We start from the raw sequence: 24,063 nt of genomic DNA on the forward strand, positions 1-24,063 counted from the left end.
CTATGGGATCGGGTCCGCGCGCCCCCGGTCGCCCCGGGCCGCGCGGACGCACGGTCAGCGCTCGCGGAACGCGTCGGCGAAGTCGACCGACGCGAACTCGCCGGGAACGACGCCGTCGGCGGCGTAGCGGTACAGCGCCACCTGGTAGATCCCGGACAAAGTCGTGGTGAAGACCGCCACCAGCAGGGTCCAGACGATCGCCAGCCCGACCGCGACGAACACGGTGGCCGTGCCGCCGAGCAGGAAGCCGGCCCCGAGGAACACGACGTACCCGGCCAGGGTGAGCAGGAAGCCGATCAGGCCGAGGCCCGCGGTGCCGACGACGTTCTCGCCCCAAGCGCGGCGGAACAGTTCGACCGAGCGCTTGACGCTGCCGCGGACGCCGGCGCCCTCCAGCATGACGACCGGCAGCACGAGGAACGTGGTGAGCCGCCAGGCCAGGCCGATCAGGCCGCTGATGATGCTGCCGAGGAAGCCCAGCCGTTCCTCGATCGTGCGCAGCACGACGCTGACCGTCGCGGTGAGGCCGGCCCAGCCGAGCAGGGCCGGCCAGCGGCGGCCCGCCGCGGCCAGGCCCGCGCCGACGCCGGGCACGCCGCCGTCGCCGCGCAGCGCGACGTCCGCCTGGGAGATCAGGCCGGCGTTGAAGAAGATCGTGGCGAACGCCGAGACCAGGTAGAAGGCCGCCAACAGCACGTACGTGCCGACGCTGGGCCGGAAATGCTCGCCCGCGAGGTCGACGGTGAAGAACGCGGGCGTGAGGAACGCCGCGGCGACCAGCAGCCCGGCGATCCCGGCGAGCACCGGGAACCACGCCAGGCCCTTGTGGGCGCGCAGCACCCGGAGCGAAGCGACGAACAACGCGTACGAACGGGCGAGCCTGCCCATGATTTCCCCCCGGTGACCACAGTGGATACCGGGTCAGCCTAGCGCCTGGTCAGCGACGTGCTGCCATCGCGCTCGTGTACACGCAGACGGCGGCCGCGGTGGCCAGGTTGAGGCTCTCCGCCTTGCCGTACAGCGGGATCCGGACGGCGAGGTCGGCGCGGTCGAGGACGTCGGCGGGCAGGCCGTGGGCCTCGTTGCCGAAGACCCAGGCCGTGGGCTCGGCGAGATCCACCCGATCGAGTTCGGCGTCGGCGTAGCCGTGCGCGGCGAACGTGCGCAGGCCCGCTGCCGAGCAGGCGGCCAGGGCGGCCGGGACGTCGCGGACGCGCGCGATCGGCAGGTGGAAGAGGCTGCCGGCGGCCGCGCGGACGCACTTGCCGTTGTGCGGGTCGACGGTGTCGCCCGCCAGGACCACGGCGTCGGCGCCCGCCGCGTCGGCGACGCGGATCACCGTGCCCGCGTTGCCGGGGTCGGCGACGTCCACCAGCACCACGACGAGCCGGGCGCCGGGGCTCACGGCCTCTTCGAGCGGACGGTCGAGCAGCGCGCAGACGGCCACGATGCCCTGGGGCGTCACGGTTTCGGACAGGCCGTCGGCAGCGCGGTCGGTGATCGGCGAGACTCCGACGCCGGCCGCGCGGGCCGCGTCCACCAGGTCCGCGTGCTGCGCCGCCGCGCGCTCGGTGACGAACAGCTCGTGCACCGAGCCGTGCTCGAGCGCCGCCTCGACGGCGTTGGCGCCTTCGGCCAGGAATCGGCCGGTCTTGTCGCGTTCCGCGCGCCGCGTCAGCTTGCGCGCAGCAACGACCCGGGGGGTCCGTTCGGTGAACGGATCCACCCCGGGTCGGGGAAAGCTGCCGGTCAGGCCGACTTCTTTTCGGTGTTCACGTTGGCCTTGGCGAGCTCGGCCAGCGCGGTGAAGGCGGCGGCGTCGTTGACGGCGAGGTCCGCGAGGATCTTGCGGTCGACCTCGACACCCGCGGCCTTGATGCCCTGGATGAACCGGTTGTAGGTCACGCCGTTCGCGCGGGCGGCCGCGTTGATGCGGGTGATCCACAGCTGGCGGAAGTCACCCTTGCGGGCACGGCGGTCCCGGTAGGCGTAGTTGAGCGAGTGAAGCGTCTGCTCCTTGGCCTTGCGGTACAGCCGCGAACGCTGGCCGCGGTAGCCGCTGGCCAGTTCGAGAGTTGCGCGACGCTTCTTCTGGGCGTTGACCGCCCGCTTGACGCGTGCCACGGGTCCATCCTGTCGATCTCAGGGGGCGAAGGGGACGCCCCGGGTGGTTACAGCAAGTTCTGCGGGATCAGATGCCGAGCAGGCGCTTGACGCGGCCGGCCTCGGTCTTCGCCAGCTCGGTGGTGCCCTCGAGCCGGCGGGTGAGGCGGTTCGACTTCTTCTCCATGAGGTGGCGGCGGCCGGCCTTCTGGCGGCGCAGCTTGCCCGTGCCCGTGACGCGGATCCGCTTGGACGTCCCGCTGTGGGTCTTCATCTTCGGCATTTCAGTCCTCTTTCGTGCGGCGGCTCACCGGAAATTCCGGTGAGCCGCTGACTGTGCTGGTCGGCGCCTACGCGTCGGGAGTCGGCTCGGGGGCCGTCTCCGCCTTCGCCTTCGGCTTCACGTTCTTGTGCGGGGCCAGCACCATGATCATGTTGCGACCGTCCTGCTTGGCCGACGATTCGACGAAGCCGAGCTCCGTGACGTCTTCGGCGAGCTTCTGCAGCAGCCGGTAGCCGAGCTCCGGCCGGGACTGCTCGCGGCCGCGGAACATGATCGTGACCTTGACCTTGTTGCCAGCCGCCAGGAAGCGCGACACGTGACCCTTCTTGGTCTCGTAGTCGTGCTGGTCGATCTTGGGGCGCAGCTTCTGTTCCTTGATGACGGTCAGCTGCTGGTTGCGACGCGACTCGCGGGCCTTCTGCGCGCTCTCGTACTTGAACTTGCCGAAGTCCATGAGCTTGCACACCGGCGGGCGGGCCTGCGGCGCGACCTCGACGAGGTCGAGATCGTTCTCCTGCGCCAGGCGCAGCGCATCCTCGATCCGGACGATGCCGACCTGTTCACCGGCGGGCCCGACGAGTCGGACCTCCGGCACCCGGATTCGGTCGTTGATGCGTGTCTCGGAGCTGATGGGGCCTCCTTGGTCCGAGGAATGTTTCCTGTTCTCGTTTCGACCTGGTGCCCACATAGCGAAGGCCCCGACACCTTCCGGTGCGCGGGGCCCACTCTGTTTCCGATCGTGCCCGGCCGCGAGGCCTGACACTTCACCCTGGACTGGTGTCCGGGCGAGACCGGACCCGGCCACCTCTACGGTGACGCGGGTGGGAGCGGGGCTCCACTTGCCGCCCCCGATCGCTCGGGGGCTGGTCGCTCGTGGAAGGGTACCAGACGTGTCAGAACAACCCTCCGAACAGGCCCCCTATTCCCCGGACGACCGCGACCTGGCCGAGATCCCCAGCGTGGAGGTGATCAGCCGCGCGGCCGTGATGCTGCTGTCGGCCGGGGCCGAACGGCTCGGCCTGGCCGACGCCGACCCGGCGACGTCCCCGCACCGCGACCTCGACGAAGCCCGCCGGCTCATCACCGCGCTGGCCGGGCTCGTGACGGCGTCCGCCGAGTACCTGGGCCTGCACGCCGGGCCGTTGCGCGATGGCCTGCAGTCGCTCCAGAAGGCCTTCCGGGAAGCTTCCGCCGTGCCTGACGCCCCCGGTCAGGGCCCCGGCGAAAAGTACACCGGTCCCGTCTACTGACCTTCTCACTCGTCCGGTTCCTTGCCGGCCGAGTCCCCCGACATCTAACATGTTAGATGTGAGTCTCTCCAAAGTCGCCCGCCCGTTGCTCCGCGACGAGGCGTACGAACGCATCCGGCAGGCCATCGTCGACGGCACGCTGCCGCCGGGCACCCCGCTGCGCGACGGCGACCTCGCCGAGCAGCTCGGGCTCTCCAAGGCCCCCGTCCGCGAGGCCCTGCGGCGCCTCACCGAGAACGGGCTCGTCGACTCGAAGCCGCAGAGCTACACGCGGGTCTCCGAGGTGATGTCCGCCGACGTCCTCGACGCCCGGGAGATCGTCCGGGTGCTGCACGAGTTCGCGGTGAAGCAAGCGGTCGCGAAGTGCGGCCCCGCCGACATCGCCGCCATGCGCGCGGCCAACGACCGGTTCGCGAACGCCATCGAAGCCGGGGACATCGCGGCCGCCGTCAAGGCGGACGACGAGCTGCACGACATCCCCGTCCGGCTGGCCGGCAACGCCGCCGTCGCCGCGACCCTCGACCGCTATACACCGCTGCTGCGCCGGCTGGAGCACACCCGGTTCAGCTCGGCTCTCGCCTGGAACTCCGTGGAGCGCCACCGGTGGCTCATCGACGCTCTCGAAGCCCGTGACACCGGCACGGCGGTGTCCGTCATCTCGACCATCTGGACCGATCTGCTGGAGGACCGATGACCCTCGCCGACTTCCCGCGTTATCCCCTGCTGTTCGGCCCGTCGCCGGTGCACCCGCTGGAGCGCCTGACCGACCACCTGGGCGGCGCGAAGATCTGGGCCAAGCGCGAAGACGTCAACTCGGGCCTGGCCTACGGCGGCAACAAGACGCGCAAGCTCGAGTACCTCGTCGCCGACGCGCTCGCGCAAAAGGCGGACACCCTGGTCTCCATCGGCGGCGTCCAGTCCAACCACACCCGCCAGGTCGCGGCCGCCGCCGCGCGGGCCGGGCTGAAGGCCGTGCTGGTGCAGGAAAGCTGGGTCGACTGGCACGACCCGCTCTACGACAAGGTCGGCAACATCCAGCTCTCGCGGATCCTCGGCGCCGACGTCCGGCTCGTCGAAGCCGGCTTCGGCATCGGCTTCAAGCAGACCTGGGAGGACGCCGTCGCCGAGATCGAGGCCGGCGGCGGGAAGCCGTACGCCATCCCGGCCGGTGCGTCGGACCACCGGCTCGGCGGGCTCGGGTTCGCGAACTGGATCGTCGAGCTGGAACAGCAGGAAGAAGAACTGGGCGTCTTCTTCGACACGGTGATCGTCTGCTCGGTCACCGGCAGCACGCAGGGCGGGATGGTCGCCGGGACCGCGCTCGGCAAGAAGCGCCGGATCCTCGGCATCGACGCCTCGGCCAAGCCGGACGAAACCCGCGAACAGATCACGCGCATCGCGCGCACGACCGCCGAGCTGATCGGCGCCGGCGAGATCCCCGAGGTCGAGCTGGACGACCGCTACCACGCGGGGATCTACGGCATCCCCGACAAATCCACAGTGGACGCCATCGAGACCTGCGCCCGGCTGGAGGGCATGATCACCGACCCCGTGTACGAAGGCAAGTCCATGGCGGGACTCATCGACCTGGTCGGCCGGGGTGAGATCACCAGCGACTCGAACGTCCTCTACGCCCACCTCGGCGGGCAGCCCGCGCTCAACGGCTACACGAGCGTCCTCGGCTGAACCGGTGGGCCGGGGCAACCCCGGCCCACCGAAGGCTCAGTCCAGCACGCAGAGCACGTCGATCTCGACGAGGAGCTCGCCCGGGAGGCCGACGTACACCGTCGTGCGGGCGGCGTGCGGCGCGTCGCCGATCAGCTCGTTGTAGACCTCGTTGAACGGCGCGAAGTGCGCCGTGTCGGTGAGGTACACCCGCACCATGATCGCGTCGGCCAGGCTCGAGCCCGCCTCGGCGAGCACGGCTTCGAGGTTCTTGAACGTCTGCCGGGTCTGGCCCACGACGTCGTCGCCGACGATCTCGTTCGTGGCCGGGTCGAAGGCCACCTGGCCCGCGACCTGCAGCAGGTTCCCCTTGCGGACGGCCTGCGAGAACTTCGCCGGCGGCTTCGGCGCGTTCTCGGTGGAAACTGCCGTCTTGCTCATCAGTGCCCCTTTCCGTTCTCCGTCCATCCACTGTGGACGGAAGCTTCCGTGGTCGCCGCGCGCAGGTCCGGGACCAGCGCCAGCAGGCCTTCGTAGTCGAGCAGCACCTTCGGCACCGACATCGACGCGGCGGCCAGCACCTCACCGTCCGCCCCGCGGACCGGCGCCGCGATGCAGTGGATGAAGTCCTCGTGCTCGGCGTTGTCGACGGCGTACCCGAGCCGGCCGACGCGCTCCAGCTCGGCGAGATACGCATCAGGCGTCGTGATCGTGTTCGGCGTCAGCGCCGGGTAGTTCATGGACCGCGCGATCTCCTCGCGCCGCGCCTCCGGCATCGCCGCGACGAGCACCTTGCCGACGGCCGTGCAGTGCAGCGGCGCGCGTTTGCCGACGCGCGAGTACATCCGCACCGAGTGCCGGCCCTCGTACTTGTCGATGTAGACGACTTCGCCGTCGTCGTAGCTGGCCAGGTGCACGGTGTGCCCGGTGCGCGCGTTGAGCGCGGCCAGCGCGGGCTGGGCGCTGCGCCGGACGTCGATCGAGTCGAGGGCCTGGTTGGCCAGGTCGAACATGGCGCTGCCGAGCCGGTAGTACCGCGTGCCCTCGCGCCGGACGAAGTGGTGCTGTTCGAGGGTGCGCAGCAGGCGCAGCACGGTGGACTTGTGGACGCCGATCTCGTCGGCGAGGTCGTCGAGCGTGCGCGCGTCCTTCGCGATGGAGTTCAGCAGCGTCAGCGCGCGGTCCAAGCTCTGGCTCACGTGAGCACGCCCTCTCCGGTCAGCCGGGCCGACTGCCACTCGTCGGGGCCGGCGTTCAGCAGGCTATCCACGACCGTGCGCGGCAGGGGCACCCCGACGTCGTCGTGGGTGAGCAGGGTCGCCGCGGCTTGCAGGTGGCCCTGCCGCAGCCGCGCGAGCGGTGAAGCGTCCCGCAGTGTCGCCGCCAGGAAGCCCGCGGCGAACGCGTCCCCGGCGCCGACCGGCTCGACGACGTCGACCCGCAGCGCCGGCGCGAACAGCGGCTCCCCTTCGACCAGCGTCGCGCCGCGTTCGCCGTGCTTGACGACGAGCGTGCGCGGCCCCGGCAGCAGCTCCCGCAGCTCGGCCGGGTCGCCGGTCCCCCAGACGTGCTGGGCCTCGTCGTCGCCGGTCAGGACGATGTCGGCCTGCCCGGCCAGCTCGGCGAGCAGCCGGGGATCGCGGCCTGCCCACAGCGCGGGCCGCAGGTTGACGTCGAACGAGATCAGCCGGTCGCCGCGGGGCATTTCCAGCAGGGCGCGCACCAGCGCGAGGCAGCTCTCGGACAGCGCGGGCGTGATGCCGGACAGGTGCAGCACGCGGACGCCGTCGAGGTGCAAGCGATCCAGCAGCGCAGGGCCCATCCCGGACGCGGCGGAGCCCGCCCGGTAGTAGCGCACCGGGCTGCCACCGGCGCCGCTTTCCTTGATGTAGAGCCCGGTCGGGCGCTCCGGGTCGACGGAGCACGCGCTGACGTCGACGCCGTGGGAAGCGATCTCCCGGAGCATCGCGCGGCCGAACGGGTCGTCGCCGACCGCGCTCACCCAGCCGCTCGGGACGCCGAGGGCCGGCAGGTGACAGGCGACGTTCGACTCGGCGCCGCCGATCGTGCGCGTCCACCGCTTCACCTCGTCCGGCGGGCCGGGTTCGGCGGGCACGAACAGCGCCATCGTCTCGCCGACACAGAGCACCTCGGGCCCGCTTGTCACTTTCCGTCTCCCCTGTCCGTCACCCCGTTGACCTGTGGCGACCCGGATGCTACACCTATGGCACTCAAAATGCGCAACAGTCGTTGCAACATACGCAACCGAGGTCGCCGCCGATGAACCCTTGCCTGATGGACCCCGCCGCGCTCGCCGCCCTCCGCGACGAGCGGATCGACTGGCGCTTCCGCTCGGCTGCCCCCGCCCTGACCGGGCTCACGCTCACCGAAGCCGCGGACCGGCGGCTGAACCTGTTCACCGACGGGTTCTTCGCGCCCTTCGTCGTCCTCGACGACGACGCGCTCGAGCACAACCTGCGGACGATGGCCGCGTGGTGCGAAGCCCGTGGCGTCGTGCTCGCCCCGCACGGCAAGACGACCATGGCACCGCAGCTGTTCGCCCGCCAGATCGAGCACGGCGCGTGGGGCATCACCTGCGCGAACGCCGGGCACCTCCGGATCTACCGCGCGTTCGGCGTCTCCCGGATCCTGCTGGCCAACCAGTTCCTGGACCCGAGCGGTCTCCGCTGGCTGGCCGCCGAGCTGGCCGCCGACCCGGACTTCGAGTTCGTCTGCTGGGTCGACTCGGTCCGCGGGGTCGAGCTGATGACCGAAGCTCTCGAAGGCTCCGAGCGCCCGGTCGACGTCCTCCTCGAGCTGGGCGCCGACGGCGGCCGCACCGGCGTGCGCGACACCGCGACCGCGCTGGCCGTCGCCGAGGCGGTGCACGCGAGCCCGGCGTTGCGGCTGCGCGGCACCGGCGGGTACGAAGGCGCGCTCTCGCACGACACTGACGAAGCCGCGCTCGCCAAGATCAGCTCCTATGTGGACGGCCTGCGCGACCTCGCCATCACGTTCGCGGACAAGGGCATGCTCGACGGGCAGATCATCGTCACCGCCGGCGGCAGCGCGTACTTCGACCAGGTCGCCAACGAACTGACGAAGCCGTGGCCGGGCGGCCTCGACGTGCTCCCGGTACTGCGCAGCGGCGCGTACATCACTCACGACGACGGCTTCTACCGCGAGATCTCCCCGCTCGGTGACCACCCGCGCATCGACGGCGTCGAGTCGTTCCGGCCCGCGCTGCGCGCCTGGGCGCAGGTGACGTCGAAGCCGTCGGACGAGCTCGCGCTGCTGACCATCGGCAAGCGCGACGCGTCCTTCGACGAGGGCATGCCCGAGCCGCAGCTGCGCCGCACCCCGACCGGTCCCGCCGAGCCCCTCGACGGGCACGTCGTCGCGAAGATGAACGACCAGCACGCGTTCCTCACCCTGCCCGCCGGGTCGCCGGTCGAGGTCGGCGACTGGATCGGGCTCGGCCTCTCGCACCCGTGCACAGTGTTCGACAAGTGGCCGCTGCTGCCGATGACCGCAGCCGACGGCGAGACCGTCGTCGACCTGGTCCGGACGTGGTTCTGATGGACGTCGTCGTCAAGAACGTGCTGGTCGCCGACGGCACCGGCGACGCGCTGACCCGCCACGACGTCGGCATCACCGGCGAGAAGATCGCCAGCGTCGGCGAGGCGGGCTCGCTGGCCGGGCGCCGGAACATCGACGGGCACGGGCTGGTGCTCGCGCCCGGGTTCATCGACATGCATTCGCACTCCGACCTGCAGCTGCTGGCCAACCCGGACCACGCGGCCAAGATCACCCAGGGCGTCACGACGGAGGTGCTCGGCCAGGACGGGCTGTCGTACGCGCCGGTCGACGACGCCGTCCTCGAAGCACTGCGGCAGCAGCTCGCCGGCTGGAACGACGACCCGGCCGGCTTCGACTGGAACTGGCGCTCGGTCGGTGAGTACCTCGACCGCCTCGACCGGGGCATCGCGGTCAACGCGGCGTACCTGGTGCCGCAGGGCACGGTCCGGATGCTGGCCGTCGGTTTCGACGACCGGCCCGCGACCGACGCCGAGATGACCCGGATGAAGGAGCTCGTCGCGACGGGCCTGGCCGAAGGCGCGATGGGGATGTCCTCGGGGCTCACCTACACGCCGGGGATGTACGCGGAGACCAGTGAGCTGGTCGAGCTGTGCAAGGTCGTCGGCGAGGGCGGCGGGTTCTACAGCCCGCACCACCGCAGCTACGGCAAGGGCGCGCTGGAGGCGTTCGCCGAGATGATCGACGTCTCGCGGCAGTCGGGCTGCCCGCTGCACCTGGCGCACGCGACGATGAACTTCTCGGTGAACAAAGGAAAAGCACCCGACCTGCTGAAGCTCCTGGACGACGCGCTCGACGACGGGTGCGACATCTCGCTGGACACCTACCCGTACCTGCCGGGCGCGACGTACCTCTCCGCGCTGCTGCCGAGCTGGGCCACCGAAGGCGGCCTGGCGCCGACCCTCGCCCGGTTGTCCGATGTGGACGAACGCGAGCGGATCCGCGCCGCGATCGAGGAGTCCGGTTCGGACGGTGCGCACGGCGTCCCGATCGACTGGGACGCCATCGAGATCAACGGCGTCCGCAACGACCACAACGCCCACCTGGTGGGGCACAGCGTGGCCGCGTCGGCACGGACCGCCGGCACCGAACCGGCGAAGCTGTACTTCGACACGCTCCTGGACGAAAAGCTCGGCACGTCCTGCCTGATGCACGTCGGGCACGAGGAGAACGTCCAGGCGATCATGCGCCACCGCACGCACACCGGCGGCAGCGACGGCCTCCTCGTCGGCGCCCGGCCGCACCCGCGCGCCTGGGGCACGTTCCCCCGCTACCTCGCCCGGTACGTCCGCGAACTGGGCGTGCTGGACCTCGCCGAGTGCGTCGCCCACCTCACCGGACGGGCCGCGCGGCGCCTGCGGCTGACCGACCGCGGGCTCGTCCGCGCCGGGTACGCCGCCGACCTGGTGCTGTTCGACCCCGACGCGGTCGCCGACACCGCCACCTTCGACGACCCACGGCAGCCCGCCGCGGGGATCACCCACGTCTTCGTCAACGGCGTCGCCGCCCTCGACGACGGCCGTCCCACCGGCGCCCTCGCCGGACACTCCCTGCGCAACCCCCGGAGAGCAAGATGATCCACTGGCTGCAACACACCACGGGTGGCCTGCTCACGCTCGCCGCCGTCTCGATCGCCGTCCTGCTGTTGCTGATCGTCAAGCTCAAGATCGAGCCGTTCATCGCGCTCATCGTGGTCGGCCTGCTCACCGCACTGGCCGCTGGCCTGCCGGTCGGCACGATCGTCGGCACCGCCCAGAAGTCGTCGGACTCCTTGCTGGAAAAGGGGTTCGGCAGCATCCTCGGGCACATCACCGCGATCATCGGCCTCGGCACGCTGCTCGGGTCGATCCTGGAACGCTCGGGTGGCGCGAAAGTGCTGACCGGGGCGCTGCTGCGGGGCTTCGGCGAGAAGCGCGCGCCGCTGGCCATGGGGGTCGCCGGGTTCATCTTCGGCATCCCGGTGTTCTTCGACATCGGCATCTTCGTGCTGGCGCCGCTGGTGTACGTCGCGGCGAAGCAGGGTAAGCGCTCGCTGGTGCTCTACGCGATGCCGCTGATCGCGGGCCTGTCGATCACGCACGCCTTCCTGCCACCGCACCCGGGTCCGGTGGCCGCGGCCGGACTGCTGCACGTCGAGCTCGGCTGGATCATCCTGATGGGCCTCGCCTGCGGCATCCCCGCGTTCCTCGTCGGCGGCGTGCTGTACGCGACCTGGATCGGCAAGCGCATCGACGTCGAGGTGCCCCAGGAGATGATCGTCGCCGAGGAAGAAGGCGAAGAAGAGGCCGACGTGCCGTCGCTGGCGCTGGTCGGCTCGATCATCGCGGTGCCGCTGGTGCTGATCCTCGCCGGCACGTTCGGCAGCATCTGGCTGCCGAAGAACTCCGCGCTGGCGGGCGTCGCCGCGTTCATCGGCACGCCGGCGGTCGCGCTCACGGTCGCCGTGCTGCTGGCGTCCTGGCTGCTCGGGCTGCGGCGCGGGTTCACCGGCAAGGACCTCAACGAACTGGCCGCGAAGTCGCTGCGGCCGGTCGCGATGATCCTGCTCGTCGTCGGCGCGGGCGCGTTCTTCGGCGCGGTGCTCTCGGCCACCGGGATCGGCAAGGCCGTCGCCGACTCGCTGCACGACGCCGGGCTGCCGGTGCTGCTCGCGGCGTACGTGATCAGCTGCGGCATGCGGATCGCCCAGGGTTCGGCCACGGTCGCCATCGTGACCACGAGCGGGATCATCGCGCCGACCGTGGCGCAGCTCGGGTATTCGCAGGTGCAGCTGGCCTTGCTGGTCATGGCGATCTCCGCCGGGTCGATCATCGCGTCGCACGTCAACGACGGTGGTTTCTGGATCGTTTCGCGGTACTTCAACATGAGCGTCGTCCAGACGCTGAAGTCGTGGACCGCGCTGGAAACCGTGCTTTCCGTCTCCGGTTTCGCGGTTTCGGCATTGCTCATGGCCGTGGTCTAGACCATACTGGAGGGAAGCCGCCGCCCGAACCCGTTGGGAGACAATGACGATGACCGGACTTTCCCGTCGTACGTTCCTCGGCGCCGCCGCCGGAGCGAGTGCCGCGACCGTTCTCGGCGCACAGTTCGCCTCCGCGGCCACCACCGCGAAGGGCTGCATCGCCGGAGGGACCGTGTACATCGGCAGTTACACCAGCGGGGCGGGCGGCCACGGCCTCGACGTCTCGAGCCGGTCGGGCGCCACGCTGGGCCCGGTCCGCACGGTGCCGGGCATCACCGACACCTCGTGGTTCGACCGGAGCGCCGACGGCAAGACCCTTTACGTCACCAACGAAGGCGACCCGAACGGGTTCGTCTCGGCGCTGAACGTCGCCGACGCCGCGAACCCCAAGCTGCTCAACAAGGTTTCGTCGAAGGGCGGCGCGCCGACGCACCTGAGCGTGCACTCGAGCCAGAAGTACGTGCTGGCGGCGAACTACAGCTCGGGCAGCGTCGTCGTGCTGCCGATCCTGGCCGGCGGCAAGCTCGGCGCGGCCACGGACCTGGTGACGCACCAGGCCGACTCCGGGCAGGCCCACGCCCACCAGGTCGTCAACGACCCGACCGGGCGCTGGGTGCTGTCGGTGGACCTCGGCGCCGACTCGGTGTACGTCTACTCCCTCGACGCCGGCACCGGAAAGCTCGCGCTGCACCAGCAGCTGAAGCTGCCGGCCGGCGCCGGGCCTCGGCACCTCGCGTTCGACAAGACCGGGACGTTCGCCTACATCCTGCAGGAGCTGCGCCCGGAGGTGACGGTCGCGAGCTGGGACGCGGCGGCCGGGACGCTGAAGGCGCTTTCCGTCGTCCCGGCCGTGCCGCCGGGCAGCACCGGCGACCTGTTCCCCGGCGAGATCGCGCTGTCGAAGGACGGGAAGTTCGCCTACGCCACCGTCCGCGGGCCCAACACCCTGGCGACGTTCTCCGTCGCCGGGGCGACGCTGAAGCTGGTGTCCACTGTGTCCAGTGGCGGCAACTGGCCGCGTCACGTCGCCCTCGACCCCGGCGAGAACTGGTTCTACGTCTCGAACCAGCGCTCCGGCACCGTCACCTGGCTGCCGCGCGACCCGGCCACCGGCCTGCCCGGCGCGGTCGCCGGCAGCCTCGCGGTCCCCGACGTCAACTCGGTTCACTTCGCCTGACGCCGTTCGGGCACCCACTGGAGGATTCGTCATGAGACTGCGCCGCACCCTGCCCTTGATCGCCGGGCTGGCCCTGCTGGCCGGCTGCGCGCCCACCCAGTCCGCGCCCGCCGGCTCCGGCGGGGACGAGAAGACCGGCACCGTCCGCGTCTGGCTGTTCGACGAGGCCAACCGCGCGCCGAAGGAGGCCGCGGTCAAGGACGCCATCGCCGAATTCAAGGCGGCGCACCAGGGCGTCGAGGTCGACGTCCAGTGGGTGCCGGTCGAAGGCCGCGCCGACAAGTTCTCCGGGGCCTTCACCGACCCGGCGAGCGCGCCGGACGCCGCCGAGTTCGGCAACACCGACGTCTCCAGCTACGCCGCCACCGGCGCGCTCGCCGACCTGACCGGCGACCTGGCGTCGTGGAGCGAGGGCAAGGACCTCATCCCGACCGTGCTGGACACCGCCAAGTCCGGCGGCAAGACCTACGGCCTGCCCTGGTACACCGGCATCCGCGCGCTGTACTACCGCACCGACGTCTTCACCGAGCTGGGCCTCAAGCCGCCTGCGACGCTCTCGGAGCTGACCGAGGACGCCCGGAAGATCCGCGCCGCCAAGCCGGACCTCTACGGCATCTCGGTCGGCGGCAAGTACACCTACGCGATGCTGCCCTTCCTCTGGGCCAACGGCGGCGAGCTGGCGCAGGAGGAAGGCGGCAAGTGGAAGTCGTCGGTCACCGGTGACCAGGCCAAGGCCGGCGTGACGCAGTACGCGACCCTGCTCAAGGACGACATCTGCCCGCCCGCGCAGTGCGCGAACCTGACCGGCACGCAGAGCGTCACGGCCTTCGCCGGCGGCAAGGCCGGGATGACCATCGGCGGCGACTTCAACCGCAAGGCCGTCGAACAGGGCGCGGTGAAGGGCAAGTACGCCGTCGTGCCGATCCCGGGCACGGCCGCGGGCAGCGTCGCCCCCGCGTTCGCCGGCGGCAACCTCCTCGGCGTCTTCAACGCCAGCAAGCGCCGGGGCCTGGCGCTGGAGTTCATCGAACTGCTCGGTGGCGCGAAGTACCAGGAGAAGATGTACACCGCGATGGGGAACCTGCCGACGCTGAGCAGCGTGCAGCAGAAGCTCGCGGCGAACGACCCGTTCCTCAAGCCGTTCGTCGACACGCTCAAGGCGGGCACCAAGTTCGTCCCCGCGACCCCGGCGTGGTCGAAGATCGACAGCCAGAACGTGCTGCCGACGGCCGTCCAGCAGATCGCGACCGGCGGCAAGGACCCGGCCGCCGCGCTGACCGACGCGGCCGCGGCGATGGACAAGGCCTTCGGGTAGTGGTGACCGTCCAGGAAGCCCCTTCCGTCTCGGCTCCCGCGCGGAAGCCGAGACGGAAGGGGGACGGCCGGGCCGCCGCGCTCTACCTCGCCCCGGCGGGCATCCTGCTCGCGGCGATGCTGGCCTACCCGATCTACCAGCTGGTCCTCATTTCGTTCTACGACTACGGCCAGCCGCAGGCCACGGGCAACGCGCCGCTGGTGTTCCTCGGCTTCGCGAACTACACCGACTTGCTGTCCCAGGCGCAGTTCTGGACCGTGCTCGGCAAGACGGTCGGGTTCGCCGCGGCCTGCGTCGCCGGTTCACTCCTCGTCGGCACCGGCCTCGCCGTGCTGGCGAGCCGCGTGCGGTCCCTCCCCCGGACGCTGCTGTTCCTCGCCGCGCTCGGCGCGTGGTCGACGCCGGCGATCGCGGGCTCCTACGTCTGGCTGTTCCTCTTCGACACCGACTTCGGCCTGGTCAACGAGGTGCTCTCGGGGATCGGCCTGCCGTTCGAGCACCACTCGTGGACCTTCGGCACGGTCGGCGCGTTCGGGCTGGTCGCCGCCGAGGTGATCTGGTGCTCGTTCCCGTTCGTGCTGGTCACGATGTACGCCGGGATCAAGGGCGTCCCCGACGAGGTGCTCGAGGCCGCGTCGCTCGACGGCGCGTCGGTGTGGCGCACCAGCTGGTCGATCGTGCTGCCGATGGTGCGGCCGCTGCTGATGATCGCGACCGTCCAGTCGATCATTTGGGACTTCAAGGTGTTCACGCAGATCTACGTGATGACCAACGGCGGCGGCGTCGCCGGCCGCAACCTGGTCCTCAACGTCTACGCGTACCAACAGGCCTTCGCCGGGCAGGAGTACGGCCTCGGCTCGGCGATCGGAGTCGTCATGACGCTGTTGCTGCTGTCGATCACCGGGCTGTACGTCCGGTCGCAGCGCCGGAGCGCGGCATGGCTGTAGCCGTTCGACGCCCCGGGCGGCTCGTCGCCGAAGTCATCACCGTGATCATCGCCGGCATCGTCGCGTTCCCGCTGTACTGGATGCTGCTCTCGGCGTTCAAGCCGCCGGGCGAGATCCAGTCGGCGAACCCGAAGCCGTGGACGTTCGCCCCGTCGTTCGACAGCTTCTCCCGGGTGCTCACGGTGTCCGGCTTCGGGCGGTTCTTCGTGAACAGCCTGGTGGTCGCGCTGGTCGTCGTGGTGCTGTCGCTGCTGCTGTCGTTCCTCTCGGCGGTCGCCCTGACGCGGTTCTCGTTCAAGGGCCGGACCGTGCTGCTGGTGATGATCCTGGTCGCGCAGATGGTGCCGGTGGAGGCGCTGACCATCCCGCTGTTCTTCCTGATGCGCCAGATCGGCGGCGTCGCGCCGGCGTTCGGGCTCAACGAACTCGGCTCGCTGGTGCTGGTGCACCTGGCGTTCAGCCTGCCGTTCGCGATCTGGATGCTGCGCGGGTTCGTCGCCGCAGTGCCGGTGGAGCTCGAAGAGGCGGCGAAGCTCGATGGCGCGTCGCGCATGCGGTTCACCTGGCAGATCCTGTTCCCCCTGGTGGCGCCGGGACTGGTCGCGGTGAGCGTGCTCGCGTTCATCCACGCCTGGAACGACTTCCTCTTCGCCAAGACGTTCATCATCTCCAAGACCGAGAACCAGACGCTGCCGCAGGCGATCCTGGTGTTCTTCAAGCCGGAGGACACCGACTGGGGCGCGGTCATGGCGTCCTCGACGCTGATGACGATCCCGGTCCTGGTGTTCTTCGTCCTCGTGCAACGACGGCTGGTGTCCGGGATGGCCGGCGCCGTGAAGGGCTGACATGTCTTTTGCCACCTTGCTCCCCCGTCCGGTCTCGGTGACGCCCGCGCCGGGTTCGTGCCCGTGGCCGTCCACTGTGGACGTCCGGTCGGCGGCGCTGCCGGCCGAGGGCTACCGGCTGGAGATCTCGCCGTCCGGCGTCGTGCTGCACTGCGGTGACGCCGCCGGCGAGTTCTACGGGCGGCAGACGTTGCGGCAGCTCGCGGGCCCTTCCGCGTTCCGCGCGGTTCCCCTCGACGCGCTTGCGCTGCCGTGCGGTGTGGTGGAAGACCACCCGCGGTTCGGCTGGCGCGGCTGCCTGCTCGACGTCGCCCGGCACTTCCGGACCAAGGCGGAGGTGCTGCGGTTCGTCGACCTGCTGGCCGCGCACAAGCTGAACGTGCTCAACCTGCACCTGACCGACGACCAGGGCTGGCGCTTCGAGGTCCCCGCGTTCCCGCGGCTGACTTCGGTCGGGGGCTGGCGGCCGTCGTCGATGGTGGGCAGCGGGGGCGAGCAGGACGGGCGGCCGCACGGCGGCTTCTACACCGGCGACGACCTGCGGGAGATCGTGGCCTACGCGTCGGTGCGCGCGATCACCGTGGTGCCGGAGATCGACATCCCCGGCCACGCCCGGGCGGCGCTGGCGGCCTACCCGTCGCTGGGGACTTCGTCGTCGTATGAGATCTGGACCGCCTGGGGCATCAGCACTTCGCTGCTCGATCCCTCGGAGTCCACTTTGGACTTCTTCCGGCGTGTGTTCGACCACCTGCTGGAGATCTTCCCGTCGAAGGTGATCGCGCTGGGCGGCGACGAGACGCCGGGCGCGACCGACGAGCACCGCGGGTTCGTCCGGCAGCTGGCCGAGCACCTGGTGTCCCGCGGCCGCACGCCGATGGGCTGGGACGAGGTCCTCGACATCCCCGGCCTGCCCCCGATGGTGATCGGCTCGTGGCAGAACGAGACCGCCGGTCAGCAGGCGGCTTCGGCGGGCCACGACGTCGTGATGTGCCCGGAGCAGCACGTGTACCTGGACCACCGGCAGGCCGACCACCCGGACGAGCCGATCCCGGTCGGCATGGTCCACACGCTGGAGGACGTCTACGCGTACGAGCCCGCGCTGACCGGGCCACGGCTGCGCGGTGTCCAGGCGCAGGTGTGGAGCGAGCACCTGGACACCGTGCGGCGGGTGGACTACATGGCGTTCCCCCGGTTGTCGGCGTTCGCGGAGGTGGCGTGGAGCAGCGGCGAGCGCGACTACGCGGAGTTCCTGCCGCGGCTGCGGGACCACCACCTGCCCCGGCTGGACGCGCTGGGTGTCGAGTACCGGCCGCTGGACGGGCCGCACCCGTGGCAGACCCGGCCGGGCGTCCCCGGCCGGCCCCGCTGATCACACGGTCCAAGCAAAAGAAATCCTTCTCCGCCCGCATTCGATCAATTTCGGATATCGTCGGTTTCAAACCAACGTGCACGCTTCCGAAATTACGCCATAAGCGTGACTCGGAACGAAGACCGTAACCTCGTACATCGACCCACCGACTATCGGACCCGGAACACTCTCGTTCCTTGTCCGAAAGGCGGCTCGTCATGGCCGAACCAATCCCAGCAGAAGTGGTGATCACTCAGGAATCGCGTAAACCGGAGGTCGACCCGACGCTCGGCATCGAGGTGAAGCCGGACAGACACGGCGAACCTCGCCACCGGCTCGTCACCATCGGCGACTCGTTGACGCATGGCTTCCAGAGCGGATCGGTCTTCCACACCGACATCTCTTACCCGGCGATCATCGCCTACGAGCTGGGGTGGCTCGACTCGTTCCGCTACCCGACCTACGACGGCTTCGGCGGCTTACCGTTGAACATCGAACTCCTGCTGCGAGAACTGGAGCAGTCGTGCGGCCGCTCCGTCGATTGGTGGGAAGCACCCCTCGCCCTCTTCCGAGCTCGCCAGTTCATGGGGGACGTCGAATCCTATTGGGAACGGGGCCCGGGTTCCGTGACGCCGCCGTTCCCGGCGATCAACCACAACTTGGCGATGTACGGCTGGGATCTCCGCGACGCGCTCTCGGTCACCGGAGCCGAGTGCGCAGCGAAGATCAAGGTGCCCAAGGACAACTTCTTCAAGCAGGCAGTGCAGAACTCCAGCGAGCGCGCCGCCCTGCGCGTCTATCCCATGGCAGTCGATGCGAATATGACGGTCTTCGACGCAGCCGTAGCCCTCGGCGCCGAGAACGGCGACGCCGAGGCCGGCATCGAAACTCTCATCGTCTTCCTGGGTGCCAACAACGTCCTGCCGAGCGTCGTGCAGCTCAAGGTCGCCTGGAGCGGAGACGACTACGCGGACCCTGCCGCCAAGGGGGCCTACACCGTCTGGCGACCGAGCCACTTCGCCGCAGAACTCCGGGAAGTGGCCGAACAGGTCCGCCGGATCAACGCCCGGCACGTCATCTGGTGCACCGTGCCCCACGTGACGATCGTGCCGCTGGCGCGCGGTGTCGGCGGCGGCAAGGTCGCCCTCGGCTCCCGCTACTTCCAGTACTACACCCGGCCGTGGATCACCGACGCACAGTTCAGCCCCACCCGCGACCCGCACCTGACGGCCGACGAGGCCCGTGCCGTCGACTGTGCCGTCGACCAGTACAACGACGCCATCACCGACGTCGTACGAGAAGCCCGCGGCGACCAGGACCAGCCGCGGAACTGGTACCTCCTCGACGTCGCCGGAATCCTCGATCGGCTGGCCCAGCGTCGCTACATCGACGACCCCCTCGCCCGCCCGTCGTGGTGGACGCCTCATCCGCTGCCTCCCCAGCTCGACGCCCTGACGCCCCAGCCAGACTCGCAGTTCATCAGCAGCGACGGCACCAGGCGGGACCGCGGCGGTCTCTTCTCCCTCGACGGCGTCCATCCCACCACTGTGGGCTACGGAATCCTCGCTCAGGAATTCATCAAGGTCATGCACCTCGCGGGCGTGGAGTTCCGCAACCCCGACAGCAGTTGCCGGCCGGGTACGCCGGCCGTCGACTTCGATCGCGTGATCCGCCGCGACACCCTGGTCACCACCCCGCCCGCGGTCATCGATTCCAGCCTGGGCATCGTGTCCTGGGCCGACGAGGCGCTCGACGTGGTACGCCGAACACTGACCTTCCATTTCTAGTGTAAGAACGGGCTCCGGTGTCCCCGCTGATCACGGCAGCAGCGTCACCTCGAACGAGCGCGTCGGGCCGGTGTTGCCCGCCGCGTCGATCGAGCGGTACTCGATGCGGTGGCTGCCGTAGCCCGCTGTGCGCGTCGCGAACGGGGACACCGTCAGCCCGCCCGAACCGAGGTTGCCGTACGCCAGGCCGTCGATCTCCGTGCCGCGCGGCGTGAACAGGTACGGCGCGTTCGGGTCCGTCGGCCAGCCGTAGTACTTGTGCCAGCCGTCGCCGTCCACGCGGAACTCGGGCATGCCGTCGGACGGGGTCAGCTTCATCGTGAACGAGCCGTGGAAGACGTTGCCCTTCGCGGTGGGCAGCTCCGCCGTGGTCGTCGGGCCCGCCGCGTCGACCGTCCAGGTCAGCGTGGTGCCGCCGGTGGTCGCCGTGAGCCGGTGCGTCCCGCGGGACTCGTCGAGCGCGAAGTCGGAGCCGGTGCCGGCCGGTTTCCCGTCGAGGGCCCAGCGGACCTGCGGGACCGACCCGGTCGGCTCCCCGGTTTCGACGTAGACGACGTCGTGGCCGCCGACAGGCAGCGCGGTAGGCGTTGACGCCACCACCGCCGGGCCGCCGGCGGGCGGAGTCGTTACCGCCGTGTCGACGGTCCACGTGCGGGTCGCGGTCGGCCGCACGGCCGGGTCGCGGACGAACGGCGTCGGATCGGTCACCGTCGCGATCAGCGTGTGCTTCCCCGGCTTCACGTGCGCCTGGCGGAGGTCAAGCGCGTCGGAACCGCGCAGCTTGACGCCGTCGAGGGTCCACGCGACGTCGAGGCGGTGGCTCACCGGGCGCATCGGCCGCACCCACACGACGCGGTCGGCGCCGATCGTCCCGGCCGGCGTGTCGCCGCTGATCAGCGGGACCTTCCCCGAGATCCGCTGCGTCATCCGTTCGCGGCCGACCTGGTCGAAGGCGTAGCCGAGGGTCTTCATCATCGAGTGCCGGCTCGGCCGCCAGACGCCGGTCTGGGTGTAGAGCCCGCCTTCGAAACGGCCGATCGTGCCGCCGGACTCACTGGGCTCGCCGAGCCAGCGGTACCACTTCGCGTGCTGGTCGCGCATCTGCCGCGTGGTCAGCAGGGTGTGGTGGATCGAGTCGGGCTCGCCGCCTTCGTACGCGCCGCCCGGGACGTTGCGGGCGTAGTAGTCGTACTCGTCGTCGAGGCCGCCGAGCGAATGGCCCAGCTCGTGCGGCGAGATCAGGGCGGAAAGCGCGTTCCCGCCGGACGCCGTCGCGTAGGTGCCGCCCGCGCCGCCGTAGGTGCCGCTGTTGGCGAGGGCGAGGATCTGCCGGTTGGCGCGGGTCGTGCCGGGCACGAGGTCGGCGTACCGCTGGGCCGCGTCGTCGTCGACGGTCAGGAGGCGCTGGACGCTTTGCGCGTTGCAGCCGCCCCAGAACCCCATGTTCAGCGGCGTGTCCTTCTGCGGCGCGTCGAGCGAGGAGTCACAGTCCACACCGGACTCGGGCGAGGCGATCGACACGGCGTAGACGTTGAAGTAGCTGCGGTAGGACTTGAACGGCTCGAGCGACCACAGGGTGCTGACGTGCCGCTGGACGTCGGCGAAGAACTTGGGCTGTTCGGCGGCGGTGTAGCCGTCCCCGAGGACGACGAGGTTGAACCGCTGGGCCACCGGTCCGGTGACTTGGACGTCGGTGACGGTGGCGGCGGGCTCTTCGGCTTGTGCGGGTGTGGCGACCCCGGCGGTGATCAGCAGCGCTGCGACTAATCCGGCCCATTTCGACATGGTCCCGGTCTAGCGCACCCGAAAAGCGGCCGGAACCGCCGGAAGTCGGGCTATCCTGCCGAAATGGGGAATCGAGGGGGAATCCTGCTGTCGATCGGTGCGCTGGCGGTGGTGACGGCGTGCTCGACGCCGGCCCCGGTCGCGCAGTCCACGACCACCACGGCGACTTCGGCTTCGGCTTCGGCCAAGCCGCCGACGACCGGGCCGTCGTCGGACGCGCCCGCACTGGGCCCGGGTCCGGGCTCGCAGCCGCCGACGACACCGCAGCCACCGCCGCCGCACTCACCGGCCAAGGTGACCTCGGCCTGCCCGTTCCTGGGCGTGACCGAGTCGAGCGCCACGATGGGCGTCGTCCTGGACGCCTACGCGGTCGAAGAGGCGAAGACCACCCAGTACGACGCCACGACCTACCACTGCAACTACGCCAGCCGGACGGGCGGCCGGCAGCTGCTCGACCTGTTCGTCACCGTCGTCCCGGGCACCGGGCAGGTCTCCTCCCTGGTCACCGACTGGACCAAGGACTGCAAGGGCCCGGCGAAACCGATCGGCGGAGTGGCCGGCACCACCCGCACCTGCTCGATGGACGACAGCAACTCGGGCGACGTCCTGGTGCTGGTGGTGAAGAAGTCCCACGGCCAGACCCGACTGGCCGAGCTCTACATCCGCCCCTTCGCGGACAAGGTCTACACCACATTGGCGCAGCTCCTGACCGACCGGCTGTAAGTCGTTATACGCGAGTGAGCCGGTACCAGACCTCGGGCCGGCCGACCTGGCCGTAGTGCGGCTCGCGGTGTGCTATTCCGTTGTCCGCCAAGTACTCCAGGTACCGCCGCGCCGTCACGCGGGACGCCCCGATCGCGCTCGCCGCCGCTCCTGCCGACAGGCCTTCGGCGGCTCCGGACAACGCGTCCGTGATCGCTTCCAGGGTCTGGACGCTCATCCCCTTCGGCAGCGGGGGCTGTTCCGTCGTGCGCAGCGCGCCGAGAGCGCGGTCGATCTCGGCCTGGCCGGTCACCTCGCCCGACGCGTCGCGGAACTCCCGGTAGCGCTCCAGCTTTTCGCGCAGGGTGGCGAACGTGAACGGCTTCAGCAGGTACTGCACCACCCCCACCGACACCGCGGCCTTCACCAGGCCGAGGTCGCGCGCCGACGTCACCGCGATGACGTCGATCGGCAGGCCGGCCGCGCGCAAGGAGCGGCACACCGCCAGCCCATGGGTGTCGGGCAGGTAGAAGTCCAGCAGCACCAGGTCGACCGGCTCGCGCTCGCAGAACCGCAGCGCGTCGCCGCCGGAATGCACGACGCCGGCCACCGAAAACCCGGACAGCCGCTCGACGTACACGCGGTGCGCCTCGGCGGCCACCGGCTCGTCCTCCACCACCAGGACCCGGATCACGAAGCCGCCTCCTGCCGTGGCAGCCGCACGGTGAACACCGCGCCGCCGTCGTGCCCGACGTCGACCGTGCCGCCGTAGCGGCGGACCGCCTGGCCGACCAGCGCCAGGCCGAGCCCGTGGCCGTCCTCGGCTTTCGTCGACCAGCCGCGGCGGAAGACGTCGGCGTCCTCGGGGACGCCGGGGCCGGTGTCGGCGACGCGCAGCAGCAGCTCCCCCGGGCCGGCGTGGGCCGTGACGACCACGGCCGGTTTGCCGGGCCCGCGCACGGCCGCGTCGATGCCGTTGTCGATCAGGTTGCCGAGGATGGTCACCAGGTCGCGGGCCGCGACGCCGAGCGAGACGTCGTCGATCACCGTGTCCGGCGTGATCGTCAGTTCGACCCCGCGCTCGCTCGCTTCGGCGGCCTTGCCCAGCAGCAGCGCGGCGAGCACCGGCTCGGCGACGGCGCCGACGACGCGGTCGGTCAGCTCCTGGGCGAGCGCGAGCTCGGCCGTCGCGAACTCGACGGCCTGCTCCGGCTGGCCGATCTCCACCAGCGAAACGACGGTGTGGAGCCGGTTCGCCGCCTCGTGCGCTTGCGACCGCAGCGCCTCCGCGAGACCGCGGGCGGTGGTCAGTTCGCCGGTGAGCGCCTGCAGTTCCGTGTGGTCGCGCAGGACGACGACGGTGCCCTGCGAGCGGCCGCCCATGCGGACCGCGGTCGTGCTGACCAGGAGCACGCGGGCGTCGGTCAGGTGCAGTTCCTCGGCGCGGTTCTCCGCCGAGGTGAACGCTTCCGCCAGCTCGGCGGGCAGGCCCAGCGACGCCAGCTCGCGCCCGACCGGGTCGGCGTCGAGGCCGAGGAGGGCCCGCGCGCCGTCGTTGCACAGGCCGATGCGCCCGTCGCGGCCGACGAGCAGCACGCCCTCGCGGACCGAGTGCAGCACGGCTTCGTGGTACTCGAAGAGGTTGCTCAGCTCGTCCGGCGCGACCCCGCGGGTCTGGCGCCGCAGCCGGGCGCTGATCAGCCAGCCGCCCAGCGCCCCGACCAGCAGCACGCCGCCGGCGACACCGAACAACGGCCAGAGCCGTTCGCGCAGCTCCGCCGAGATCGCCGAGACGATGATCCCGACGGCGACCAGCGCGACCACCCGGTGGTCCGGGCCGAACACCGGCACGACCGTGCGCACCGACGGTCCGAGCGAACCGGTGTAGGTCTCGGTGTAGTCCTGCCCCTGCTGCGCCTGCGCGATGGTCCCGATGTAGTGCTGCCCGATCAGCTTCGGGTTCGGGTGCGTGTAGCGGATCCCGGCCGGGCTCATGATCGTGATGAAGTCGACGCCGGTGTCGGCCTGCACGCGGATCGCGAACGGCTGCAGCGTCGCGCTGGGGTTCGCGGTCGCCGCCGCGGCGGCGACGGTCGGCGCGTCGGCCACCGCCGTGGCGATGGCCCGGACCTGGTCGCGCGCGTTCTCGTCCACCGCACGGGACGCGTCGAGGTAGGCGAACGTGATCCCGGCGCCGGCGAGCACGCAGAGCACCGCCAGCTGCAGCACGAGCAGCTGGCGGGCCAGGCTCCAGCGGGACCGCATCGTCGGGGGCACCTCCTCATACCAGCACACGC

24 protein-coding genes are annotated in these 24,063 nt (G+C 70.6%); 13 read left to right on the forward strand and 11 right to left on the reverse strand.

What is annotated here, in order from left to right:
- Positions 1 to 54: 54 nt before the first annotated feature.
- The 5 genes from QSK39_RS23435 to infC form a co-directional block, all read right to left on the reverse strand.
- Positions 55 to 888 (reverse strand): DUF6159 family protein, encoded by an 834-nt coding sequence (locus tag QSK39_RS23435; RefSeq protein WP_285479967.1) that lies wholly within the window; start codon positions 886 to 888, stop codon positions 55 to 57.
- 49 nt (positions 889 to 937) lie between these two features.
- On the reverse strand, positions 938 to 1,726 hold the full coding sequence (locus tag QSK39_RS23440; protein ID WP_285479968.1) for a TrmH family RNA methyltransferase: 789 nt from the start codon (positions 1,724 to 1,726) through the stop codon (positions 938 to 940).
- A 23-nt stretch (positions 1,727 to 1,749) separates the two neighbouring features.
- Positions 1,750 to 2,124, reverse strand: a complete 375-nt coding sequence (gene rplT / locus QSK39_RS23445) for a 50S ribosomal protein L20 (RefSeq protein WP_257926580.1) — start codon at positions 2,122 to 2,124, stop codon at positions 1,750 to 1,752.
- A 67-nt stretch (positions 2,125 to 2,191) separates the two neighbouring features.
- Entirely contained in the window at positions 2,192 to 2,386 is a 195-nt protein-coding gene (rpmI, locus tag QSK39_RS23450) for a 50S ribosomal protein L35 (RefSeq protein ID WP_086672342.1), read from the reverse strand.
- A 67-nt stretch (positions 2,387 to 2,453) separates the two neighbouring features.
- The gene (gene infC / locus QSK39_RS23455) at positions 2,454 to 3,074 is read right to left on the reverse strand and encodes a translation initiation factor IF-3 (protein WP_285480893.1); all 621 of its coding nucleotides are present in this window, start codon (positions 3,072 to 3,074) and stop codon (positions 2,454 to 2,456) included.
- A 202-nt stretch (positions 3,075 to 3,276) separates the two neighbouring features.
- Between infC and QSK39_RS23460 the strand changes: the two genes are divergently transcribed.
- The 3 genes from QSK39_RS23460 to QSK39_RS23470 are packed head-to-tail and all read left to right on the forward strand — an operon-like array spanning position 3,277 to position 5,322.
- Positions 3,277 to 3,636 carry a DUF1844 domain-containing protein gene (locus QSK39_RS23460; RefSeq protein WP_285479969.1) on the forward strand — a complete coding sequence of 120 codons (360 nt, stop codon included), beginning with the start codon at positions 3,277 to 3,279 and terminating at the stop codon, positions 3,634 to 3,636.
- 49 nt (positions 3,637 to 3,685) lie between these two features.
- The gene (locus QSK39_RS23465; RefSeq protein ID WP_285479970.1) at positions 3,686 to 4,330 is read left to right on the forward strand and encodes a GntR family transcriptional regulator; all 645 of its coding nucleotides are present in this window, start codon (positions 3,686 to 3,688) and stop codon (positions 4,328 to 4,330) included.
- The gene (locus QSK39_RS23470) at positions 4,327 to 5,322 is read left to right on the forward strand and encodes a 1-aminocyclopropane-1-carboxylate deaminase (RefSeq protein ID WP_285479971.1); all 996 of its coding nucleotides are present in this window, start codon (positions 4,327 to 4,329) and stop codon (positions 5,320 to 5,322) included. The genes QSK39_RS23465 and QSK39_RS23470 overlap by 4 nt, the downstream gene beginning before the upstream one ends.
- Before the next feature lie 36 nt (positions 5,323 to 5,358).
- Here QSK39_RS23470 and QSK39_RS23475 read toward each other — a convergent pair whose 3' ends face one another.
- Genes QSK39_RS23475 through QSK39_RS23485 form a run of 3 tightly spaced genes read right to left on the reverse strand, consistent with a single transcriptional unit; the run spans position 5,359 to position 7,468 of the window.
- Positions 5,359 to 5,742 (reverse strand): RidA family protein, encoded by a 384-nt coding sequence (locus QSK39_RS23475; protein ID WP_285479972.1) that lies wholly within the window; start codon positions 5,740 to 5,742, stop codon positions 5,359 to 5,361.
- Positions 5,742 to 6,500, reverse strand: a complete 759-nt coding sequence (locus QSK39_RS23480) for an IclR family transcriptional regulator (protein ID WP_285479973.1) — start codon at positions 6,498 to 6,500, stop codon at positions 5,742 to 5,744. Before QSK39_RS23480 ends, QSK39_RS23475 begins: the two co-directional genes overlap by 1 nt.
- Positions 6,497 to 7,468, reverse strand: coding sequence for a sugar kinase (locus tag QSK39_RS23485; RefSeq protein WP_285479974.1), 972 nt, complete (start codon positions 7,466 to 7,468; stop codon positions 6,497 to 6,499). Before QSK39_RS23485 ends, QSK39_RS23480 begins: the two co-directional genes overlap by 4 nt.
- A gap of 113 nt (positions 7,469 to 7,581) precedes the next feature.
- Between QSK39_RS23485 and QSK39_RS23490 the strand changes: the two genes are divergently transcribed.
- From QSK39_RS23490 to QSK39_RS23530, 9 genes are all read left to right on the forward strand, one after another.
- Positions 7,582 to 8,880 carry an amino acid deaminase gene (locus QSK39_RS23490; RefSeq protein ID WP_285479975.1) on the forward strand — a complete coding sequence of 433 codons (1,299 nt, stop codon included), beginning with the start codon at positions 7,582 to 7,584 and terminating at the stop codon, positions 8,878 to 8,880.
- Positions 8,880 to 10,475: an N-acyl-D-amino-acid deacylase family protein gene (locus QSK39_RS23495; protein WP_285479976.1), complete on the forward strand. Its 1,596-nt coding sequence runs from the start codon at positions 8,880 to 8,882 to the stop codon at positions 10,473 to 10,475. Before QSK39_RS23490 ends, QSK39_RS23495 begins: the two co-directional genes overlap by 1 nt.
- The gene (locus tag QSK39_RS23500) at positions 10,472 to 11,860 is read left to right on the forward strand and encodes a GntP family permease (protein WP_285479977.1); all 1,389 of its coding nucleotides are present in this window, start codon (positions 10,472 to 10,474) and stop codon (positions 11,858 to 11,860) included. Before QSK39_RS23495 ends, QSK39_RS23500 begins: the two co-directional genes overlap by 4 nt.
- 43 nt (positions 11,861 to 11,903) lie before the next feature.
- Entirely contained in the window at positions 11,904 to 13,037 is a 1,134-nt protein-coding gene (locus QSK39_RS23505) for a lactonase family protein (RefSeq protein ID WP_502873301.1), read from the forward strand.
- 31 nt (positions 13,038 to 13,068) lie between these two features.
- Complete coding sequence (locus tag QSK39_RS23510) at positions 13,069 to 14,352, forward strand: extracellular solute-binding protein (RefSeq protein ID WP_285479979.1); 1,284 nt, start codon at positions 13,069 to 13,071, stop codon at positions 14,350 to 14,352.
- A complete protein-coding gene (locus QSK39_RS23515) occupies positions 14,352 to 15,299 on the forward strand; it encodes a carbohydrate ABC transporter permease (protein ID WP_502873302.1) in 948 nt (315 codons plus the stop codon). The genes QSK39_RS23510 and QSK39_RS23515 overlap by 1 nt, the downstream gene beginning before the upstream one ends.
- The gene (locus tag QSK39_RS23520) at positions 15,290 to 16,144 is read left to right on the forward strand and encodes a carbohydrate ABC transporter permease (protein ID WP_285479981.1); all 855 of its coding nucleotides are present in this window, start codon (positions 15,290 to 15,292) and stop codon (positions 16,142 to 16,144) included. The genes QSK39_RS23515 and QSK39_RS23520 overlap by 10 nt, the downstream gene beginning before the upstream one ends.
- 1 nt (position 16,145) lies before the next feature.
- Positions 16,146 to 17,513: a beta-N-acetylhexosaminidase gene (locus tag QSK39_RS23525; protein WP_285479982.1), complete on the forward strand. Its 1,368-nt coding sequence runs from the start codon at positions 16,146 to 16,148 to the stop codon at positions 17,511 to 17,513.
- Positions 17,514 to 17,710: 197 nt separating this feature from the next.
- Complete coding sequence (locus QSK39_RS23530) at positions 17,711 to 19,279, forward strand: hypothetical protein (RefSeq protein WP_285479983.1); 1,569 nt, start codon at positions 17,711 to 17,713, stop codon at positions 19,277 to 19,279.
- Positions 19,280 to 19,309: 30 nt separating this feature from the next.
- Here QSK39_RS23530 and QSK39_RS23535 read toward each other — a convergent pair whose 3' ends face one another.
- The gene (locus QSK39_RS23535; protein ID WP_285479984.1) at positions 19,310 to 21,064 is read right to left on the reverse strand and encodes a M64 family metallopeptidase; all 1,755 of its coding nucleotides are present in this window, start codon (positions 21,062 to 21,064) and stop codon (positions 19,310 to 19,312) included.
- A gap of 63 nt (positions 21,065 to 21,127) precedes the next feature.
- On the opposite strand from QSK39_RS23535, the gene QSK39_RS23540 reads away from it, so the two are divergent.
- Positions 21,128 to 21,787: a hypothetical protein gene (locus QSK39_RS23540; RefSeq protein WP_285479985.1), complete on the forward strand. Its 660-nt coding sequence runs from the start codon at positions 21,128 to 21,130 to the stop codon at positions 21,785 to 21,787.
- A gap of 4 nt (positions 21,788 to 21,791) precedes the next feature.
- Here QSK39_RS23540 and QSK39_RS23545 read toward each other — a convergent pair whose 3' ends face one another.
- Both QSK39_RS23545 and QSK39_RS23550 read right to left on the reverse strand, forming a co-directional pair.
- Positions 21,792 to 22,460 (reverse strand): response regulator, encoded by a 669-nt coding sequence (locus QSK39_RS23545; protein ID WP_285479986.1) that lies wholly within the window; start codon positions 22,458 to 22,460, stop codon positions 21,792 to 21,794.
- Positions 22,457 to 24,031: a sensor histidine kinase gene (locus QSK39_RS23550; RefSeq protein WP_285479987.1), complete on the reverse strand. Its 1,575-nt coding sequence runs from the start codon at positions 24,029 to 24,031 to the stop codon at positions 22,457 to 22,459. Before QSK39_RS23550 ends, QSK39_RS23545 begins: the two co-directional genes overlap by 4 nt.
- Between the last annotated feature and the right edge of the window lie 32 nt (positions 24,032 to 24,063).

Source organism: Amycolatopsis sp. NBRC 101858, from assembly GCF_030269325.1.
GTDB classification, from domain to species: domain Bacteria; phylum Actinomycetota; class Actinomycetes; order Mycobacteriales; family Pseudonocardiaceae; genus Amycolatopsis; species Amycolatopsis ponsaeliensis.

Excerpts from the sequence above, each read along its gene's own strand:
- QSK39_RS23465 (WP_285479970.1), top strand. The coding sequence starts at position 3,686 with ATGTTAGATGTGAGTCTCTCCAAAGTCGCCCGCCCGTTGCTCCGCGAC.
- QSK39_RS23490 (WP_285479975.1), top strand. The coding sequence starts at position 7,582 with ATGAACCCTTGCCTGATGGACCCCGCCGCGCTCGCCGCCCTCCGCGAC.
- infC (WP_285480893.1), bottom strand. The coding sequence starts at position 3,074 with ATGTGGGCACCAGGTCGAAACGAGAACAGGAAACATTCCTCGGACCAA.
- QSK39_RS23435 (WP_285479967.1), bottom strand. The coding sequence starts at position 888 with ATGGGCAGGCTCGCCCGTTCGTACGCGTTGTTCGTCGCTTCGCTCCGG.
- QSK39_RS23495 (WP_285479976.1), top strand. The coding sequence starts at position 8,880 with ATGGACGTCGTCGTCAAGAACGTGCTGGTCGCCGACGGCACCGGCGAC.
- QSK39_RS23475 (WP_285479972.1), bottom strand. The coding sequence starts at position 5,742 with ATGAGCAAGACGGCAGTTTCCACCGAGAACGCGCCGAAGCCGCCGGCG.
- QSK39_RS23510 (WP_285479979.1), top strand. The coding sequence starts at position 13,069 with ATGAGACTGCGCCGCACCCTGCCCTTGATCGCCGGGCTGGCCCTGCTG.
- QSK39_RS23470 (WP_285479971.1), top strand. The coding sequence starts at position 4,327 with ATGACCCTCGCCGACTTCCCGCGTTATCCCCTGCTGTTCGGCCCGTCG.
- QSK39_RS23520 (WP_285479981.1), top strand. The coding sequence starts at position 15,290 with ATGGCTGTAGCCGTTCGACGCCCCGGGCGGCTCGTCGCCGAAGTCATC.
- QSK39_RS23525 (WP_285479982.1), top strand. The coding sequence starts at position 16,146 with ATGTCTTTTGCCACCTTGCTCCCCCGTCCGGTCTCGGTGACGCCCGCG.
- QSK39_RS23550 (WP_285479987.1), bottom strand. The coding sequence starts at position 24,031 with ATGCGGTCCCGCTGGAGCCTGGCCCGCCAGCTGCTCGTGCTGCAGCTG.
- QSK39_RS23505 (WP_502873301.1), top strand. The coding sequence starts at position 11,904 with ATGACGATGACCGGACTTTCCCGTCGTACGTTCCTCGGCGCCGCCGCC.
- QSK39_RS23535 (WP_285479984.1), bottom strand. The coding sequence starts at position 21,064 with ATGTCGAAATGGGCCGGATTAGTCGCAGCGCTGCTGATCACCGCCGGG.
- QSK39_RS23500 (WP_285479977.1), top strand. The coding sequence starts at position 10,472 with ATGATCCACTGGCTGCAACACACCACGGGTGGCCTGCTCACGCTCGCC.
- QSK39_RS23530 (WP_285479983.1), top strand. The coding sequence starts at position 17,711 with ATGGCCGAACCAATCCCAGCAGAAGTGGTGATCACTCAGGAATCGCGT.
- QSK39_RS23540 (WP_285479985.1), top strand. The coding sequence starts at position 21,128 with ATGGGGAATCGAGGGGGAATCCTGCTGTCGATCGGTGCGCTGGCGGTG.
- rpmI (WP_086672342.1), bottom strand. The coding sequence starts at position 2,386 with ATGCCGAAGATGAAGACCCACAGCGGGACGTCCAAGCGGATCCGCGTC.